The following is a 17,944-nucleotide window of genomic DNA, read 5'->3' as shown; positions in this document are numbered from 1 at the left end:
CCCCCCGGGGCCGTTCAGGAGAAGACGACGGAGCGCACCAGCAGGCGGTCGGACGCCCCGGCGCCCGGCGGCAGGGTGTAGTAGGTGTCGCCTTCGCAGTCGGCGTCGAGGAAGACGGTGGCGGTGGCGTCCGTGCGGTTCTTCGGCGCCCTCGACACCGCCCCGGGTGCGGCGGCGGGCGTGGGGAGGTTGACGCACCTGCCGCCGGCCGGATTGTTCAGGAAGCCGACGGCGTCGTACCCCTCGGCGGTGGTGTAGGTGTAGCGGAACTGGCCGGTCGCCGCGGAGGCCGAGCCCGGAACGGCCAGCAGCAGGACGACGGCACTGCAGGCGGCACCGACGGCCGCCGTGACGGAACGAAGAGACACAGGGTTTCCCTCGGTCGTAACCCGTACGGTCAGTGCCAGCGATGCCCAGACCCCCCGCGGGTCAGACGCGTTGTCCCCCGAACGAGGCTGCCGAACGGACGACCCGTCGACGTCCGGAACCACGTAAGTCGTACAACGGGGACCTGAGCGACAGCCCGGAGCTGGTCAACGACGATCCCTACGGTGATGGCTGGATGATCCGGCTCCGTACCGACGGCCCGGCGAACACCGACGGCCTCCTCGGCGCCGACGAGTACGCCGAGTATCCCGAGGCGGAGTCGGACTGACGGCCGGCGATCACCACGGAGCGGCAGCCCTGATCGTTAGGCCGATCGGGGGTGGTAGGCCCGTTTCACCGGAGTGAGCGGGCCGCCGGTGTGGACGATCTTGCCGAGGTGCCTTCCGCCCGGAGCCACGTTCCGGCTTCCGGGCGACTTGTGCAGTCCCTGGAGGATCCATGCGACACCCTGTCTCCCGCCCGCGCGCGCGAGCGCTGGCCGTCGGGCTCGCGCTGGCGGCGTCCGCGCTCCTGCCGTCGGGCTCCGCCGGCGCGGCCGACCCGTACGAGTGGGCCGCGTTGGGCGACTCGTACACCGCCGGCGTCTTCGTCGGCGATCCACAGCCCGCGCTGGACGACGGGTCGCGGGACGGCTGCGACCGCACGTCGGACGCCTACCCCGGGATCGTCGAGCGGGAGCTGGCCGAGTTCCCGCCGGGCAACCACGTCCACCTGACGAACGTCAGCTGTGGCGCCGCGACCATCGCCGACATCGCCGGGCGGAAGCAGAAGCCGGTGAGTCCGGTCCGGCCCCCCGCCGGCGGCTGGTCCGCGGTGGACCCGCAGATCAAGCGGGCCGGCCTCGACGACCGGACCGACGTCGTCACCATCGGTGTCGGCGGCAACAGCCTGCCCGTCGCCGACATGCTCCTCAAGTGCCTCGGACAGGGCGCGGCCGATACGTCCTGCCGCGCGTACTACACCGACCCGCCCGAGGGGGAGGAGAGCATCCAGGACAAGCTCGCCCGGGTGCAGAACGAGTACATCGAGATGCTGGCCCAGGTGCACCGGGCCGCGCCCGACGCCCAGGTGATCACGGTCGGCTACCCGGCCGTCCTCCCCGAGGACAGCGGTGACTGCGACCGCCTCGCCCTCACCGAGCTGGGCCCGGTCACCCACGCCGACATCGACTGGCTCCGTGACGACGTCCTCGACCAGCTGAACAACACGATCCGGCGGGTCACGTCGTTCTTCGGCGACCGCTACGTCGACGTCCACTCATCCAGCGTGGGCCACGACGCCTGCCAGTCCGCGGGCACCAAGTGGGTCGAGGGAATCTGCGGCGCCGCCGAGGACTACTGGCCCGCCCAAGCCGGCACGCAGCTGGACTGCGCACGCGTCAACGCGCGCGCCACCCTCGTCCACCCCAACGCCGAAGGCCATGCCCACACGGCCGCCCACGTCGAACGGGCCATCCGCATCGCCCTCCTCGAAAGGTGACCGCCCACGGTTCACGCCGTCCCCGGATCGAGAGACGCCTCCTCGACGGCCAGGTACGTGTCCGCGGTCGCGGCCTCCAGGTAACCGTCCCGGCCGGGGACGGCGGGCTCGGGGCTGTGGTCGATGAGCTGCTCCCAGGTCCGCTCCTCCCCGGCCGCGAAGCCACGCTGTACGGCTGCCAGGTAGTCGCCCCTCCGCTCGGCCCTGATCTGCCGCACCAGGTTCCGAGCGTCGGCGGCCCGCCGCTCGTACCGCGCGTCGCTCACCTGCCGATCGCCTTCGCCGGCGATCCGACGAAGCGGAGACTCCAGCGAACCCGCATCGATGACGTGGGGTGATTCAGGCACATAGGGGGTGTACGCGGGCCGCATCCGGCGGACCTCTTCCGCGGTACGGCGCTCCAGTCCGGCGAGTTCGCTGCACGCGCCGTACAGCCGGCGCGACATCCCGAGGACAAGGTCCGTTCCGGGGATCCTGCTGGTCAGCATGTCCAAGCCGTCCTCGCCACGGATCGCTCTCTCACCACGGACCGCTCCCTCACCACGGCTTCCACCGATCCGGCGGCGCAGATCCTCCGTGGCGGAGTCACCTTCCAGCAGCCGCAGGGAGCCGGAGCGCCGCGGGCCCTGCCGGGTCTCCGGCCTCCCGACGGGGGTGACGCGCAGCAGGGCCGGCGGCAGCGACGCCAAGGCCAGGTACGTCGTCATGCGGCTGCGCGCGAGTTCCAGCAGAACCTCGGCGCTGTCCCGCGCTCGGGGGGTACCGGCTCCGCCGTGGTCCGCGCTTTCCACGTCGATCACCATGAAGAGGCGTTGTTCAAGGCCCGTGCCGCACAGCACCTTGTGGTGTGGCACGGGGAGCAGGGCACCGACGTCCAGCTGCCTGGCGCCTTTCACCCGGGAGGGCATCCGCAGCCAGCGGCCTCCCTTCGCCTCGACCAGCCAGACCCTGGAATCCGCCGGATGCGTGCCGAACAGATCGGGCAGGCTGCGGGTCCTCAGCCACTCCGGATCCGCTCCGGGCGGTGCCGCGCTTTCCGCATGCGTCGTGGGGCCGAGCCCCATGAGTGTGCCGCAGGCCCACTCGGCCATCGTCATGCCGATGTGATAGCCGAACGCCGTACGGGTGGAGTGTTCCGTCCCGTGGGAGTAGACCGCACTGGGAACGACCTTCCACCTCGGTCCCGCCGTTTTCCCCGTCCGCACCTTGTCGCGGACCAGGTAGGCCGACAACGGATACCGCCGGGCCATGATCTCGCGCCGGGCCAGCCGGGGTACGGACGCCAGCCACGGGGTGATGTCACGGCCGACCGCGATGGTGGCGTCGAGCAGAGCCCGCCAAGTGGTGGTCACGAGATAGTCCCCGTCCGGAGGGACACCGCCCGCCCCCGGCCAGGGCTGCTTGGCCGCCTCGACCTCCGCGGAGGACGGCCCTTTCCCAGGAAGCAAGGGCGAACTGCGTCTGACGAACACCGGCACGTCGAAGGCATCGGACGCGACCATCGTGACGTCCCTGGCCCCAGGCGGAGGAATCATGCCATCACCCTGCCATCGGCCGGCGTGGCTGATACGACTCGGGGTTCTTCTCCGGAGCGGTCTACGAGATTCGACCGGCGCTCTGCGCTCGGGAAGTGTCGGTGCCTACCTGGCCGAGTGACTGTTGGACTGGGAGGACGCGTGTGGTCCTGGTGGGCATGAGGACCTGGGGGTCGTCTGAACGGCTGAGAGCAGGAGAGTCCGTGTACACCGGAGGAGACATCACCTGGTTCGCTCAGAAAAAGTGCCGGGAATAGGACATTCCTCGGCCCGAACAGGCCGCTGGGGAACCTATGCCCTTCGGATTTGATCTCCGTCTACGCAGGCTGACCGTGACCAGTCAGCTCACGTCCAGGAGGTCTCGTGCGCCCTATGCAGCGCAGACTCGCTACCGCCGCTGCCACCACAGCGGCGATTCTGGCACTCGTAGACATACCCGTGAACGCCCTGCCCAACGCGAATGCTTCCGTCTCGGACACCGACACATCGGCTTTGACCGAGATAGCCGAGGACTATTTCCAGCAGCGCGCCAACATGCTCACGTCCAACGCACCCACCGATCGGTTCGCCGCCACGCCTGTCAAAACCACCCGCACCATGGCTGCCGAGACACAAGACGACCTGGCCGCCCTCATAGCCAAGGGCGACCGGTATCAGGAGGTAGACGGCGGCTACACCAAGGCACAGGTCGACGTCAGCCTCACCGAGTCGACAGTTAGTGGCCAGAAGGCGACCCTGCGGCTCACTGAGCACACACGGCTTTACCTTCCTTTCACGCAGGAGGAGATCGACGACGGTGCTCCCGAGTACGAGGAGGAGTCCCTTCCGCACACCGTGACGTTCACCAAGGCGGAGGACGGTTCGTGGCTGCTGGCCTCGGACGAAGCCGACGTCGAGGCCGGCGGTCCCACACCGACCACGCAGGTGTCCGCTGTCGATGTGGAGCCGGAAACCACAGACGGGGGCGGAAAGGCGGACGAGGACGAAGGAAGTAAGGAGGGCAGTTCCAGTACGACGCCAACCGGTGGCACCGAGACCGGTTCCGGGCTGGTCAAGCCCGCTGCGACAGCCTCCTACAACTACAGCAAGATGGAGCACTACGCGAACCAGTATTGGGACGACCACAACCCCGCGTTTCGTACCTACAGTGGAAACGACTGCACGAACTTTCTATCCCAGATCATGCGCGCCGGCGGATGGCACAATGCTGGGGTTTCCATTGCTCAGCGCTCCAGCAATAAGGTCTGGTTCTACGGCTCCTCCGCCATCACGACCTCTTACACCTGGGGCGGAGCGGAGAACTGGTACTGGTTCGCCGTCAAGCACTCCAAGCGCACCAAGGTACTCAGAAGCGTCTGGGACATGCTTACGACAGATGTCCTCCAGGCCGACTGGAACCGTAATGGCGTCATCGACCACTCAATGTTCGTCACCAAGAAATACAGAGGTGTCCCCTACCTCACCTACCACACGACGGACACCCACAACAAGAGTCTGAAAAAGATTCTTTCCGACGCCCCGCGCGCTTTCTACTACGCTCACCGCACCTGACGCCTGCTGTCCCCACAGGAGAAGAGAGAACCCCGCCGTGGACCGTCGTCGTGTCGTTGTCGCCGCGCTTGCATTGGTGGCGCTGTCCGGATGTTCCTCCCACACTGACAAAGCCAGGCCCACTGCATCACCTACTGACGGCGCACGCCAAGCCGTCAGCGACTACCTCAGCGCGCTCAACCGGCGCAGTGCAACCGATCTCATCCGCGTTGGCGGTGTGAAGGACGAGCCCCGGTCGCGCCGGGAGGCTGCACGAATCCTTGCTGCCAAAGGCGGGCGCGGCTGGAAGATCAGCAGCCTGGAGATCGGATACGACTTCGGGCCCACCACGGGCACCGCCCGTCTGACCGCTGTGGACAAGTCCGGCAAGCCGATGAAGGACAAGTTCACGGTGTCGCGTGAGAAGGGCACATGGCAAGTCGTCGTCTTCGCCGGGCAGCCCAATCCACCCGGGAAGACACCAGCCTCAACCGCCCTGCCCGGTTCGTGAAGAGGATGGGCCCTCCCCGGTTCCCCCGGGGAGGGCCCATCACGCCGGGCGACACCGAGTGTCCCGGCCCCGCTTTGGGCCGTATGGGAGACGGTGCAGCTCGGCCTTGCTTATCAGGCCGACCACCACTTTCAGAATGGCGGATCCACGGAGTAGCCGTCCGCCCAGGGGTGATCCGTGCCGCGTACCAGCGGCAGGAGCTTCGGGATGTGTAGGGCCAGCTCAGGCGCGGTGGGCGTCATCGCAGCTGCGTGCACCGCGGCTTCCCGGATCAGAAGGTTCGCATCGACAAGGTACGACCGCGCCGCCTCGTAGATCAGCGGGAGGAGGGCACGCACGGTGGCGACGTCGTCAGGTTCGCCAGGGTCCTCTTCGTCATGGGTCGCGTCGTCAACGAGGTCCCCTAGCCATTCCAGGAGCGCCGCGCGCATAGGCCGACGGCGCTCCTCGTGGAAGTAGACCCCCAAGGGCATCGTTCGGGAGTGGCCAAGGATGGCGATAACGAAACGAGCGGCCGGGGCGGTGGCGCCGTAGATGCTGTTCTGGTGGGTCACTACCTGACCGAGATCGTGTACGGCGGTTCGCTGAACATCCTCATCGTCATCCAGTAGCCCTGCCAGACAGTCGGTCTCCAGGAGGAGTGCCCAGGGGGCGATCGCCCCGTTGCCATCGTTGGCTTTCACGGCCCAAGTGTGGCAACGAGAAGGGCCGGCACCGTCGCTTCGGTGCGGTCAGGCAGTACCGTTCCGGCCGTTGAACGGCGGCCTCCACCCGGAGCCCCGAGCCCTGACGCCGGCGTCGGACCGCGATCCGCTCACCGGCTCTGCCACCACTTCAGACTCCCTGCGGCAAGAACAGAGCCCGCCGTGGCGGCGATGCCGCGTACGGCAGCGAACAGGGCGGCTCGCCCCAGGCGGTGGGCGGTTCGCTGTCGCCTTCGTCGCGTGCGTTCGCTCATCAGGTTCTCCTTCGGTCGGTTCGTCGCTCCGAGTCGTCGGCCCGAGTTTTGCGCGATGGCAGGGATGAGGTCCCGAGCGACGGGAAGACCGGGCGTCATCGTTCTACGCTGCTGGTCGATGAGGTGCCCGCTGTACCCGCTGCGGCGGTCCCGGGCGCGGCGGCCAGGAGGGGGAGCGCGGGTGACAACACGGTCTCGGGAAGCGCAAGCGCTCTACGAGCAACTGCGCGCACTGGAGCAACGGGCACGGGACGCACGCCGCCGGGCCGGTCTCCGGTACTCACGGCGTGAGGCGAGCCAAGTGCTCGCCAGACCCCCGTACGGGAGGCGAGTCGGCAACCAGCGGATCAGCGCCTGGGTGCCGCCAGGGGGCAGGGAGCCGCAGGTCCCGAGCGACAAGAGCAGCGACGACGTTGTGGCGTTGGTGCGGCTGTGGAGTTCCTGGGCGGGCGAAGGTGTCAACGAGCGTCACTGGCGTGATCTGCTGGAGCAGGCGCAGCCGGTGCGGGGCCTGCGTACGGTGCCGGCCTGCTCCGGACGGCCGGTCCGCGAGTTCACCGATCCGTTCGGGCTGGAGGTACACGAGGCCATCGACGGTGGTGGCGCGCCGGGGTTGCCGCTGCTGCCGCTCTACGTCGGACGGCAGCACGACAGGTGGCTGGCCGACGTGGTGAACGGTGTCGTCGCGCGGTCCGGCAGGCAGCCGGCCGGCACCCTCGCCGTCCTCGTCGGTGAATCATCGACCGGCAAGACGAGGGCATGCTGGGAAGCGCTCAACCTGCTCCCCCCGGACTGGCGGCTCGTGCTTCCTCTGGTGCCGAGCCCCGCCGAAGCACTGATCGCCGCATTGGACGGCATCACTCCCCGCACCGTCCTGTGGCTCGACGAGATCCATCGCTTCCTGAACGGAGACCGGGGCGAGCAGGCAGCCGCCCACCTGCAGGAGGTACTCAACGACCCGCGGCGGGGACCGCTGCTCGTCCTGGGCACCACCTGGCCCGCCCTGTGGACGGCCCTGGTGAAGCCGCCGCGCGGAGACGGCGACCGCGGAGATCCACACGCACAGGCCCGTGCGCTCCTCAACAGGAAGCACTGTCGGGTACCGGACACCTTCGAGGACACGGACCTGCCCGAACTGCGGCACCTCGCCGCCACGGACCTCCGGCTCCAGGAAGCGCTGGAACAGGGTGAGCCGGGGCGGATCACGCAATACCTCGCGGGCGGTCGCGCTCTCGTCGACCGGTACGAGACCGCCACGGCTCTTCAGAGGGCCCTGATCGAGTCGGCCATGGATGCCCGCCGTCTCGGGCACGACATGCCTCTCCCGCGGATCCTCCTGGAAGCGTCGATCCGTCACTACCTTTCCGCCGACCAGTACGACTCGGTGACGGACGGCGACATCGAGCACGCGCTCGCGGAACTGAACGAACCGGCGCGTGGAACCCGCGGCCCTCTCACGCCCGTCGTCCTCCGTGAACCCGGCGGGCCTCGTGTGCTCACCGGCAACGTCAGACTCGCGGACTACCTGGACCAGTACGGCAGGAAGGAACGGCGTACCAAGGTGCCGTCGGCGGGGCTGTGGGACGCACTGGTGGACCATGCCGCGCGGGATTCCCTCACCCCGTTGGCCGAGGCGGCCAGGGACAGGGGGCACCTGCGGATCGCTCTGCGGCTGCTCGCGGCCGGAGTGGAAGCGAGGGTGCCGGGTGCTGCCATGGCAGCGGCTCAGTTCCTGGAGGAAGAGCAGAGGCAGGATGAGGCGCTGCTGTGGTGTCTGCCTCTCGCGGAAGCCGGGGAAGTCGCGGCCATGAGCCAGGTGGCCGGACTCATGGAGGCGACCCGTCCGGACGAAGCGGCCGCCTGGCACCAGAAAGCCGCCGAAGCGGGAGAAAGCCGTGGCTGGATCTATGCGGGCCTGCTCCTCCGCGAGACCGGAAAGATTCAGGAGGCGGAATCCTGCTTCCGGCGCGCGGCCGATGCCGGTGTGCACGACGGACATGAAGAGCTCGCTCGCCTGCTCCAGCGGGTGGGGCGGACGGAGGAAGCGTTCGTCCACTTCCGGAAAGTGGCCGAGGCAAGTGGTGGGTACGCGGTGGCGGAGACGGCCGCCCTGATGCGGGAGCGCGGTGACAGGGGCGACACGGTCCTGGAGTGGCTGCTGAACCGTGCGGCGGAAGAAGGCAGAAGGGCCAGTGTCCGTATGCCTTGGGCAGAGCACGAGTTGTACCGGCACCTGGCCATGGACGCCCCCCTTCGAAGCCGGTTGTGGAGCCTTGTCGACCAGGAGGGCCAGGACGAGGCGGGGCGACGCACTTTGACCGCACTGCTGGGTTGCGCGGAGTGGTTCGCCAAGTACGACTCTCGGCAGAAGGACACGAACGCGCCGGAGGTGCTCAGGCAACAAGGCCGCCTGGCGGAGGCACTCGCGCTGTACCGGAAAGAGGCCGACGCCGGTCGACGGGACGCGGCGGCGCATGTGGCCTCCCTGCACGAGCAACTGGGGAGACCTTCGGAGGCCCTCGCCTGGTACCAGCGCGCGGCGGAAGGAGGGGACCGGAAGGCCTTCTCGCAGATCGCTCGCCTGATGACGGCCGCGGCGGGGCCGGAAGAGACCTTCGACTGGATGAAGTCGTGTGCGGACCGGCACGGCGAGAAGGGAGACCCGGACCCGCGGTCCGACGTGGCCGAGCTGCTCCGCACCGCGGGTCGCACGGACGAGGCACTCGCCTGGCTCTGCCGCGCCTCGCGGGCCGGTGACCCCTACGCCTGGCGTCAGTACACGGAACTGCTGGAGGCGGCCGGTCGCACGGAGGACGCGCAGCGCATGCGGCGGTACGGCTGGGAACCCAGCGGTGAGATCTCGAAGCCGTGGAGTGCGGCCCCGTCGGCAGATCAGCGGCCGAGCCGCGTCCGACCAGCCGGAGACTGATCGTTCACGGCTACGCCCTGGTCGCGCCGGACGATACGGAAGCGCTCCGGCTCGGTCACGAATACGCCGCCCTCCAGTAGATCGCCAAGGCCAAGGGCGACCTCGGCGCAGCGCCGCAGCTGACCCGGAATCCGCGCTTCACCAACAACCCGGAGGCCGTACAGAAGGCCCTGGACACCTGCAACGGGACCTACTCGCCATGACGTACAACCACCTCACCGTGGAGCCGCTGACCCCCGACGCCACTCGCGTCAGTCGGTGCGGCCGCTCCCCAGCGAGCGAGAGCCGGCATCCTCTTTCGCCCGGTCGGCGGGTGTCCTGGTTCTCTTCCCCGCCGAGGAGGCGCCGCCGAACGTGACTGTCCTCCTGCGGAACGCTCTTGAACCGCTGGACGCCCTTTTCGCCGACCTCACGGTCGATGACACGGATGGCCCGCTCGGCAAGGAGCCGCTTCCCGGCAAGGACGCCGGACCGGCGCACGGGTGGTGGTGGAACCGCCGCCCGGATCCCCTGCCCTGGTGAACTGAAGGGCACCCTAGGGACACGGCAGCGGGAGGCGGCGGAGTGGCGTGCCGCGGTGGGTCAGAGGTGGGGGGAGGCCGGGGCGCCGCCGAGGCGTAGGTCGCCGACGCCGTCGAGGATCTTCTCCGAGGACGCGATGTGGCGGCTCGCGGTGATGAGGTCGCGCAGGCACCGGTCGAGCGGGGTGCGCTCGGTGTAGACCGCGGCCGTCCCCACCGCGTCGTACAGCAGTTGGGCCGCCTCCCGGCAGGCGCGGTGCGCGAACCGGCGGGCCAGTGCGGCCGTGCCGCGTTCGGGTGTCAGGCCCGCCGCCTGTGCGGCCCACGCCTTCTCCAGCGTGGAGTACACATAGGCGTCCGCCGCACCGATCAGCGACTCGGCGTGCGCGAGGTCGGCGGGGACGCCCGGCCAGGGCAGCGCCGTACGCCGGGCGGTCAGGATGTCCCTGGCCGCCTTCAGCGCGGCCCTGCCGATGCCCAGCGGCACGCCCGCCATCTTCAGGGCGAGGTTGTCGGCGCGCAGATGGAGTGGCTCCTGCCGGGTACCGGACGGTACGAGACGGAAGGTGTGCCGGTCCGGGACGAACAGGTCGGCGACCTCGAAGTCGTGGGAGCCGGTGCCGCGCAGCCCGGTGGTGTGCCAGGTGTCGAGCACCCGGGCGTGCGCGGCGTCGAAGACGGCGATCGCCGGGGTGCCGTCCGGGGTCTGGAACCCGGCCATCACCCGGTCGGCGTGGGTGATCCCGCTCGCGTGGGTCCAGCGGCCCGACAGGAGGTAGCCGCCGCCCTGCCGGACCGCCCGCCCCGTCGGCGGCAGCACCGTCGCGGTGATCAGGTCCGGCTCCGGGAACAGCTCGGCGCACACCTCCGCGGGCAGCGAGACCTGGGCCAGCGCGGCGTTCAGCGCGACGGCCGCGCACCAGGCGACCGAGGCGTCCCCCTCCGCCAGCAGATCGACCGCCCGCGTGATGTCCGGCACGGTCATCTCGACACCGCCCAGGGCCGGCGGCAGGGCGGCACGCAGCAGCCCGGTGGCCTTCAGGCCGTCGAGGACGTCACCGGGTATCCGGCCCGTGCGCTCGATCTCCGGCGCGCTCGCCGGGAGGCCCGCGGCGTACGCCCGTACCCGGGCCATGACCGATGCGGCGGTGAGGTCCGTCCCGGCCCGGGTCGGCAGTTCGATGGCGGTCATCCGGTCCTCCTGGTACGGCTGGTGTTCCCGGCCCGGCGGATTCGGCGGGCCGGGCGGGTGGGGCGGGTCGGGCGGGTGCGGGTCACAGGTCCTCCAGGGCCTTGCCGAGTTCGGCTGCCAGCGTCCGCAGGTTCGGGGAGCGCATGACGCTGTAGTGGTCGCCGGGCACGTCGATGCTCTCCGCCTGGTCACCGAGGAGGTCCAGCCACTGCCGGGTGGTCGCGGTGGTGGCCCCGTCCATGGCCCGCAGCAGCCGGACCCGGCCCCGGTACGGGGCGGGCTCGTGGCCGGCCAGTGCGCGGCTGAGGCGCAGGAACCGGTTCGCGAGCCGTTCCAGGGTGGCGGCGTCGATCTCGGCCGGCAGGACGGCGGCCCGCCGGGCCCGCGTCAGCAGCTCCTCGACCGGGGAGCGGTGGTGCGTGGGCTCGAACTCGGCCGGCCCGGGGTTCCAGTCGCTTCCCGCCAGCCCGGCCAGGTCACGGGCGAACCGGGCCAGCAGCGCGGCGTCGGAGGCGGGTTCGGCGCGGCCGGGCGGTTCCAGCAGGTCCACCGCCGCGACCAGCTCGACGGTCCTGCCCCGCCCGGTGAGCAGGCGGGCGGTCTCCAGGGCGATCACGCCGCCCATGGACCAGCCGCCGAGCCGGTACGGGCCGTCCGGGAACCGTTCGGTGAGCGCGTCGGCGTAGTGCGCGGCCAGGCCGGCCACGGTCGGCGGTGCCGGCTCGACGTCCGGGTACTGGAGGGCGTACAGCGGCTGGTCGTCGTCCAGGAGGGCGCCGAGCCCGGCGTAGCAGAGCACGTCGCCGCCGACCGGGTGGACCAGGACCAGGGGCGGCCGGGTCCCGGTGTCCCGGAGCGTGACCAGGGCCGGCCGGCCCTCGTCGCCGGACCGCTCGCGCAGCACCTCGGCGAGCGAGGCGAGGGTCGGCCGGGTGAGCAGCGTGGCCACCGGCAGGGACCGGCCGGTGGCCTGCCGTATGCGGGCCATCATCCGCACCGCGAGCATCGAGTCGCCGCCCAGGTCGAAGAAGTTCGCGGTGACGTCGACCGGTGCGCCGGCGGGCCCGAAGAACTCGGCCCAGATCCCGGCCAGGAGCCGTTCGGCCGCGTCGCGCGGTGCGACCGCCGCACCGGAGCGCGGGGCCGTCTCCTCGGGCGACGGCAGCTGTCGGCGGTTCACCTTGCCGTTGTCGGTCAGCGGCAGCTCGTCCAGGACGACGATGCGGGCGGGCACCATATAGCCGGGCAGCTCCCGGCCGAGGGCCTCGCGCAGCTCCTCCTCCGAGGCGTCCGACACGGCGTACCCGACGAGCCGCCGGGGGCCGCCCCGCTCGCCCTCGGCCACCGCGGCCGCCGCGCGGACGTCCGGCCGGCGCAGCAGTGCCGCCTCGACCTCGCCCAGCTCGATCCGGTGCCCCTGGATCTTCACCTGGGAGTCGACGCGCCCCAGGAACTCGATGGTGCCGTCCGGCAGGTACCGGCCGAGGTCACCGGTCCGGTAGAGCCGTTCGCCCGTCACCGGGTGGCGCAGGAACGCCGCGCGTGTCTTCGTCTCGTCGCCGAGGTAGCCGCGGGCGAGGCCGACACCGGCGATGTACAGGTCGCCGGGGACCCAGGCCGGGCGCGGGCGCAACGCTCCGTCCAGCACATGGAAGCGCTGGTTCCGCAGCGGTGTGCCGTACGGAACGCTCGTCCAGTCCGGGTCCACGCGGGTGATCGGGTACTGGATCGACCAGATGGACGCCTCGGTCGCGCCGCCCAGGCTGAACACCCGGGCGCCCGGCAGCAGCGAGGCGATGGCTCCGGGGAGGGTGACGGGGATCCAGTCGCCGCTCATCATCACCACGCGCAGCGACGGCGGGCCGCCGAGCGCCCGCGCGTGTGCGACGAACATGTCCATCAGCGCGGGGACGCTGTTCCAGATCGTCACGCGGTGCCGGTTCGCCAGTTCGAGCCAGGCGGCCGGTTCGCGCTGCGCCGACGCGTCCGGCAGGACCACGGCCCCGCCGGCCGCGAGCAGGCCGAACACGTCGTAGACCGAGAGGTCGAAGTGCAGTGCGGACAGGGCCAGGACGCGGTCGCGGGCGGTCACGCCGAACCGGTCGTTGATGTCCTGGATCGTGTTGACCGCGCCGGTGTGCTCGATCATCACGCCCTTGGGCACCCCGGTGGAGCCCGAGGTGAAGATGACGTACGCGAGGTCGTCGGGACGGGCCGGGGAAGGCGGCAGGGGGCCGCCCGCCCCGGTGTCCTCCGGCTCGGTGTCGACGTGCAGCGAGCGGATGCCGTCCGGCAGGTCGAGCGCGTCCGCGACCGCCGACCGGGTCAGCACCAGACCGATACCGGCGGTCTCCAGGATCACCCGGAGCCGTCGGCCGGGCGTGGCGGCGTCGACCGGTACGTAGGCGGCCCCGGCCTTGAGGATGCCCAGCGCCGCGACGACCTGCTCCCAGCTCTTGTCCATCACGATGCCGACGAGCACGCCCGGGCCCGCGCCGCGGTCGATCAGCCACCGGGCGATCCGGTCGGAGCGGCGGTCCACCTCGCCGTAGCCGAGGGTCCGGCCGGCGGTGATGACGGCGGGCGCGTCCGGCCGGCTCGCCGCCTGCCGCAGGAACCCGTCGTGCAGCAGCTCGGCGGGGACGGGGGCGTCCGTGGCGTTGACGGCCCTGCGCAGTTCCAGGTCGGCCACCGGCGCGAGCACGGACGGCGGACGGCGCCACGCCCCCTCGTCGCACAGGTCCCGCACCAGGTCCAGGTAGGCCTCCCACATCCCGTCGACGACGCCGTCGGGGAACATCTCCTCCACCACGTCCCAGTTGAGGACCAGTTCCCCGGCCTCCTCCAGAGCCTGGTGGTCGAGCCACACCTGCGGTGTCCTGACCGAGCTGGACGCCGGCCTGCCGGAGGTGCCCAGCGTGGTCAGTGCCGTGAGCGCGCCGCGCTCGCCGTCGCCCCGCCCCGAGAAGCCGATCGTGCTGGTGAAGACCACGGGCATGCCGGCCAGGCCGGTCCCGCCCCGGGTGCGGTTGATCTCCCGCAGCACCTCGACGCCGCTGACGTGCCCGTGTTCGAGGTCGGTCAGCAGCTGTTCCTGCAACCGCGTGGCACCCGAGGCGAAGTCCTCGACGGGGGCGGTGTCGACTTCCAGCAGGGTGGTCGCGCTGAGGTTGCCGACGATCCTGCCGACGTCGTCGTGCAGCGGCCGCCGGTTGAACGCCAGCAGGTTGAGCGTGAAACGCGGCGAGGCGCTCCAGGCGCCCAGCACCTGCGCGTACGCGGTGCACAGGGCGGCCGAGGGCGAGATGCCCGCCGCGGCGGCGTGGTCCTTGAAGCGCTGCCAGGCCTCGGGCGCGATCCGGCCCGTGCGGTGGGTGAACACCGGCCGCCGTGGCGCGGATCCCGGGCGCAGTGGCAGGGCGGGCGCGGGCGGGAGGGAGGCGACGCGCGCCTGCCAGTAGGCGAGCGACTTCTCCCGCCGCGCGGTGTCCGCCCCGGCGGCGAGCACGTAGTCGCGGTAGGTGAGGCGCGGGGCGGGGGTCGCGGGTGCCCCGTGGCGGTAGGTCTGCGCCCACTCCTCGAACAGCAGCCCGGCACTGCGGCCGTCCACGATCAGCGCGTCGAAGTTGAGGTGCAGCCGGGTGGTGCGGGCGTCGAGCAGGGTGGCCCGGATGTCGAACAGCGGCCAGACCTCGGTGTCGAAGACCTGGTGCCGCATCTCCTCGTGGATCTCCGCCAGGCGGCGGGCCCGCTCGGCGTCGTCGCACGCGCGCAGGTCGACCGTGGTGATCCGGTAGTCGGGGACCTCGGCGAGCACCCGCTGGTGCCCGTCCCCGGAGACGACCGCGCGGAGCATGTCGTGCCGGTGGACGAGGTGCCGGAAGGAGGTGGTGAGCCGGTCGAGGTCGGTCTCCTCCAGGTCGATCTCGACCAGGAAGGAGGTGGAGACGTTGCCGAGTTCGAAGGCGTCGGTCCGGCCGACCAGATAGGCCTGCTGGAGGTCGGTGAGCGGGAACGGCTCGTGGCGGCCCGCCGGATCGGCGACCAGCGGCGTCGCGGGCTCGCCGGTGCGGCCCCGGACCGGTGTCGTCGCGGGCTCGCCGGTGCGGTCCGCGCCGCCGCGGACCGCCTGGACGGTCGCCGCGATCTCCGCGACGCTCCGGCCGTCCAGCAGGTCGGGCAGCGGAATGTCGACGCCGAGCCGTCGGGCGAGGGTCTGCCGGATGTCCATCGCGATCAGCGAGTCGATGCCCAGGCTCCGCAGCGGCAGGCGCAGTTCGTCACCGGTGACGGCCGCGCCGCGCGCCCGGCCGACGATGCCGGCCACCGGCTCCGCGGCGCTCCCGGTCCCCGGCGCGGGCGGCTCTTCCTCGCCGGGTGCGGCCGGTCGTCCCGTGGTGAGCGCGGGGGTCCCGGTGGCGCCGGGCACCGCTTCCAGGCGGACGCCGTCGGCGAGCGCCACGGGCGTGCCGTCGGCGCCGACGAGCCGTACCTGCGCGACCAGCGGCCCGCCGTGAGCCGGAACCCGCTGTGCGGGCGTGGCTCCCGTCCACAGCCAGTACCGCTCGCGCTGGAACGGGTAGCCGGGCAGCGCGGCGGGCGGCCCGGCGGGCTCGCCGTGCACGCGCGCCCAGTCGACGCGGACGCCTCGGGTGTAGAGCGCGCCGAGGCTGTCGAGGAGGGTGCGCCGGGCGTCCGCCCCCTCGCCCAGCGACGGCAGGAACGCGGTGTCCTCGGCCGCCCGGACCCGGTCGGGGAGCGGCGAGGCCGGCCCGATCTCCAGGAAGGTGCGGTGTCCCTCCCGCAGCAGCGCGGCGACCTCGTCGGCGAACCGGCCCGGTCCGGTGGCGTCCGCCGGGGTCCGGGCCGCCGCCGGCAGCGCGTCCTTGAGACTCATCGTTCCCGCGACGCACGCGGCCACCAGCTCGCCGGTGCCGTGGCCGAGGACGGCGGCGGGCTCCACTCCCCAGGACCGCCACAGCTCGGCGAGCGCGTACGCGACGGCGAACGACGAGCTTTGGCCGCCGTACTGGTCCACGACGTGACGGGCCTCCGGCCGGGTCTCGGCCAGCTCGGCGGACGCCTCGGCGCACCGGTTCAGGGCGGCGCGGAACACCGGCTCGGCCTCGGACAGTTCGGCGGCGACCTCGGCGTACCGTGCGTCCGGGCGGCCGTCGAACAGGAACACCGGGCCCCGGCCGGTCTCCGGGGTCCGCCGGCCGACGCGGACGCCGGGCGGCGGCGCCTCGCCCGTGCGGGTCCGGGTGAGGAGGTCCCGCAGCTCGGCGCGGGAGGACGCGACGGCCGTGAGCCGGTGCGTGAAGTGGGCCCGCCCGAGGCTCGTGGTCCGGCAGACCGAGGCGAGCGGATCGCCGTCGGCGTCGTCGGCGAGCAGGTCGGCGTAGCGCGCGGTGAGTTCGGCGAGCGCGGCCGGGGTCTTCGCCGACAGGGTCAGCAGGTGCGGCCCGTTCTGCTCGGCGGGCGGGACCCGCTGCCCGGCCCGCTCGGCGGGCGGAGCCTCTTCGAGGATCACGTGGGCGTTGGTGCCGCTGATGCCCTGCGAGGACACCGCGGCGCGTTTCGGCCCGGACGTCTCCGGCCAAGCGGTCTCCTCGGCGACGAGTTCGACCGCGCCCGCCGACCAGTCGACGTGCGGGGTGGGTTCGTCCAGGTGGAGGGTGGCGGGGAGCCTGCCGTGGCGCATCGACAGCACCGTCTTGATGACCCCGGCGACACCGGCGGCCGCCTGGGAGTGCCCGATGTTGGACTTCAGCGAGCCGAGCCGCAGGGGCCGGTCCCGGTCCCGCCCGTAGGCGGCGAGCAGGGCGCGTGCCTCGATCGGGTCGCCGAGCGGGGTGCCGGTGCTGCTGGCCTCCACCACCTGGACGTCCCCGGGCGCCAGTCCCGCGTCCCGCAGCGCCTGCCGGATGACCCGTTGTTGCGCGGAACCGCTGGGCGCGGTGAAGCCGTTGCTGGTGCCGTCCTGGTTCACCGCGCTGCCGCGGACCACGGCCAGCACGTGGTGGCCGAGCCGCCTCGCGTCCGACAGCCGTTCCAGCAGCAGGACGCCCACGCCCTCGGAGAACCCGCTGCCCGCGGCGGCGGCCGAGAACGGGCGGCACCGGCCGTCCGGCGACAGGCCCCGCATGCGGGTGAACTCGGTGAACAGCCGCGGGGTCGCCATGACCGTCGCGCCGCCCGCCAGCGCCATCGTGCACTCGCCGCGGTGCAGCGACTGGACGGCCAGGTGCAGCGCGACCAGCGAGGACGAACAGGCCGTCTCCACGGTGAGCGCCGGGCCGCGCAGGCCGAGCGTGTAGGAGATCCGGCCGGACGCCACGCCGCCGGCCGTCCCGGTCGCCAGGAAGCCCTCGGCCTCCTCGGGTACGTCGCCGCGCCCCAGCCCGTAGTCGTTGCAGGACAGCCCGGTGAACACGCCGACCTCGGTGTCGCGCACCGAGTCCGGGTCGATCCCGGCGTCCTCGAAGGCCCGCCAGGTGGTCTCCAGCAGCAGCCGCTGCTGCGGGTCCATGGCCAGGGCCTCGCGCGGGCTGATGCCGAAGAAGCCGGCGTCGAAGTCGGCCGCGTCGTAGAGGAAGCCGCCGGAGCCCGTCAGGCTGCGGCCGCCGTTCCCGGGGTCGTACAGGCCGTCGTCCCAGCCCCGGTCCCGGGGGAACGCGCCGACGGTCTCCCCGCCCGAGGCCAGCAGCCGCCACAGGGCGTCCGGCGAGTCGACGCCGCCCGGATACCGGCACGCCATGCCGACGATCGCGATCGGCTCGCGGTCACCCTCCTCCAGCTCGCGCAGGCGCTCGCGTGCCTGGTGCAGGTCGAGGGTGAGGCGCTTGAGGTAGCCGAGCAGCTTCTCGTTCGTTTCTGATCCCATGACGGATCGGTCCTCC

At 71.7% G+C, this 17,944-nt stretch carries 11 protein-coding genes; 6 read left to right on the top strand and 5 right to left on the bottom strand.

What is annotated here, in order from left to right; translation table 11 throughout:
* Positions 1-14: 14 nt before the first annotated feature.
* On the bottom strand, positions 15-368 hold the full coding sequence (locus ABD350_RS06460; protein WP_344346784.1) for a hypothetical protein: 354 nt from the start codon (positions 366-368) through the stop codon (positions 15-17).
* Positions 369-409: 41 nt separating this feature from the next.
* Here ABD350_RS06460 and ABD350_RS06455 point away from each other — a divergent pair, with 41 nt between their 5' ends.
* Positions 410-655, top strand: coding sequence for a glycine cleavage system protein H (locus ABD350_RS06455; RefSeq protein WP_344346783.1), 246 nt, complete (start codon positions 410-412; stop codon positions 653-655).
* A 170-nt stretch (positions 656-825) separates the two neighbouring features.
* Positions 826-1,866 (top strand): SGNH/GDSL hydrolase family protein, encoded by a 1,041-nt coding sequence (locus ABD350_RS06450; RefSeq protein WP_344346782.1) that lies wholly within the window; start codon positions 826-828, stop codon positions 1,864-1,866.
* 11 nt (positions 1,867-1,877) lie between these two features.
* Here the strand turns inward: ABD350_RS06450 and ABD350_RS06445 are convergent, their stop codons facing one another.
* Positions 1,878-3,218 (bottom strand): hypothetical protein, encoded by a 1,341-nt coding sequence (locus ABD350_RS06445; RefSeq protein ID WP_344346781.1) that lies wholly within the window; start codon positions 3,216-3,218, stop codon positions 1,878-1,880.
* Positions 3,219-3,773: 555 nt separating this feature from the next.
* Between ABD350_RS06445 and ABD350_RS06440 the strand changes: the two genes are divergently transcribed.
* Both ABD350_RS06440 and ABD350_RS06435 read left to right on the top strand, forming a co-directional pair.
* Positions 3,774-4,952 (top strand): amidase domain-containing protein, encoded by a 1,179-nt coding sequence (locus tag ABD350_RS06440; RefSeq protein ID WP_344346780.1) that lies wholly within the window; start codon positions 3,774-3,776, stop codon positions 4,950-4,952.
* Positions 4,953-4,989: 37 nt separating this feature from the next.
* Complete coding sequence (locus ABD350_RS06435) at positions 4,990-5,442, top strand: hypothetical protein (protein WP_344346779.1); 453 nt, start codon at positions 4,990-4,992, stop codon at positions 5,440-5,442.
* 131 nt (positions 5,443-5,573) lie between these two features.
* On the opposite strand, the gene ABD350_RS06430 is transcribed toward ABD350_RS06435, so the two are convergent.
* Positions 5,574-6,125 carry a hypothetical protein gene (locus tag ABD350_RS06430; protein WP_344346777.1) on the bottom strand — a complete coding sequence of 184 codons (552 nt, stop codon included), beginning with the start codon at positions 6,123-6,125 and terminating at the stop codon, positions 5,574-5,576.
* Between the two features lie 576 nt (positions 6,126-6,701).
* Between ABD350_RS06430 and ABD350_RS06425 the strand changes: the two genes are divergently transcribed.
* Positions 6,702-9,329, top strand: a complete 2,628-nt coding sequence (locus tag ABD350_RS06425; RefSeq protein WP_344346776.1) for a hypothetical protein — start codon at positions 6,702-6,704, stop codon at positions 9,327-9,329.
* A gap of 354 nt (positions 9,330-9,683) precedes the next feature.
* Positions 9,684-9,851, top strand: a complete 168-nt coding sequence (locus ABD350_RS06420; RefSeq protein WP_344346775.1) for a hypothetical protein — start codon at positions 9,684-9,686, stop codon at positions 9,849-9,851.
* Positions 9,852-9,911: 60 nt separating this feature from the next.
* Here ABD350_RS06420 and ABD350_RS06415 read toward each other — a convergent pair whose 3' ends face one another.
* Together ABD350_RS06415 and ABD350_RS06410 are read right to left on the bottom strand one after the other, a co-directional pair.
* Complete coding sequence (locus ABD350_RS06415; protein ID WP_344346774.1) at positions 9,912-11,042, bottom strand: acyl-CoA dehydrogenase family protein; 1,131 nt, start codon at positions 11,040-11,042, stop codon at positions 9,912-9,914.
* A gap of 82 nt (positions 11,043-11,124) precedes the next feature.
* Positions 11,125-17,928 (bottom strand): non-ribosomal peptide synthetase/type I polyketide synthase, encoded by a 6,804-nt coding sequence (locus ABD350_RS06410; RefSeq protein ID WP_344346773.1) that lies wholly within the window; start codon positions 17,926-17,928, stop codon positions 11,125-11,127.
* Positions 17,929-17,944: the final 16 nt, after the last annotated feature.

This window comes from Streptomyces nogalater, from assembly GCF_039532885.1.
GTDB classification, from domain to species: Bacteria; Actinomycetota; Actinomycetes; order Streptomycetales; family Streptomycetaceae; genus Streptomyces; species Streptomyces nogalater.
This window is presented reverse-complemented; position numbering and strand designations above follow the sequence as displayed.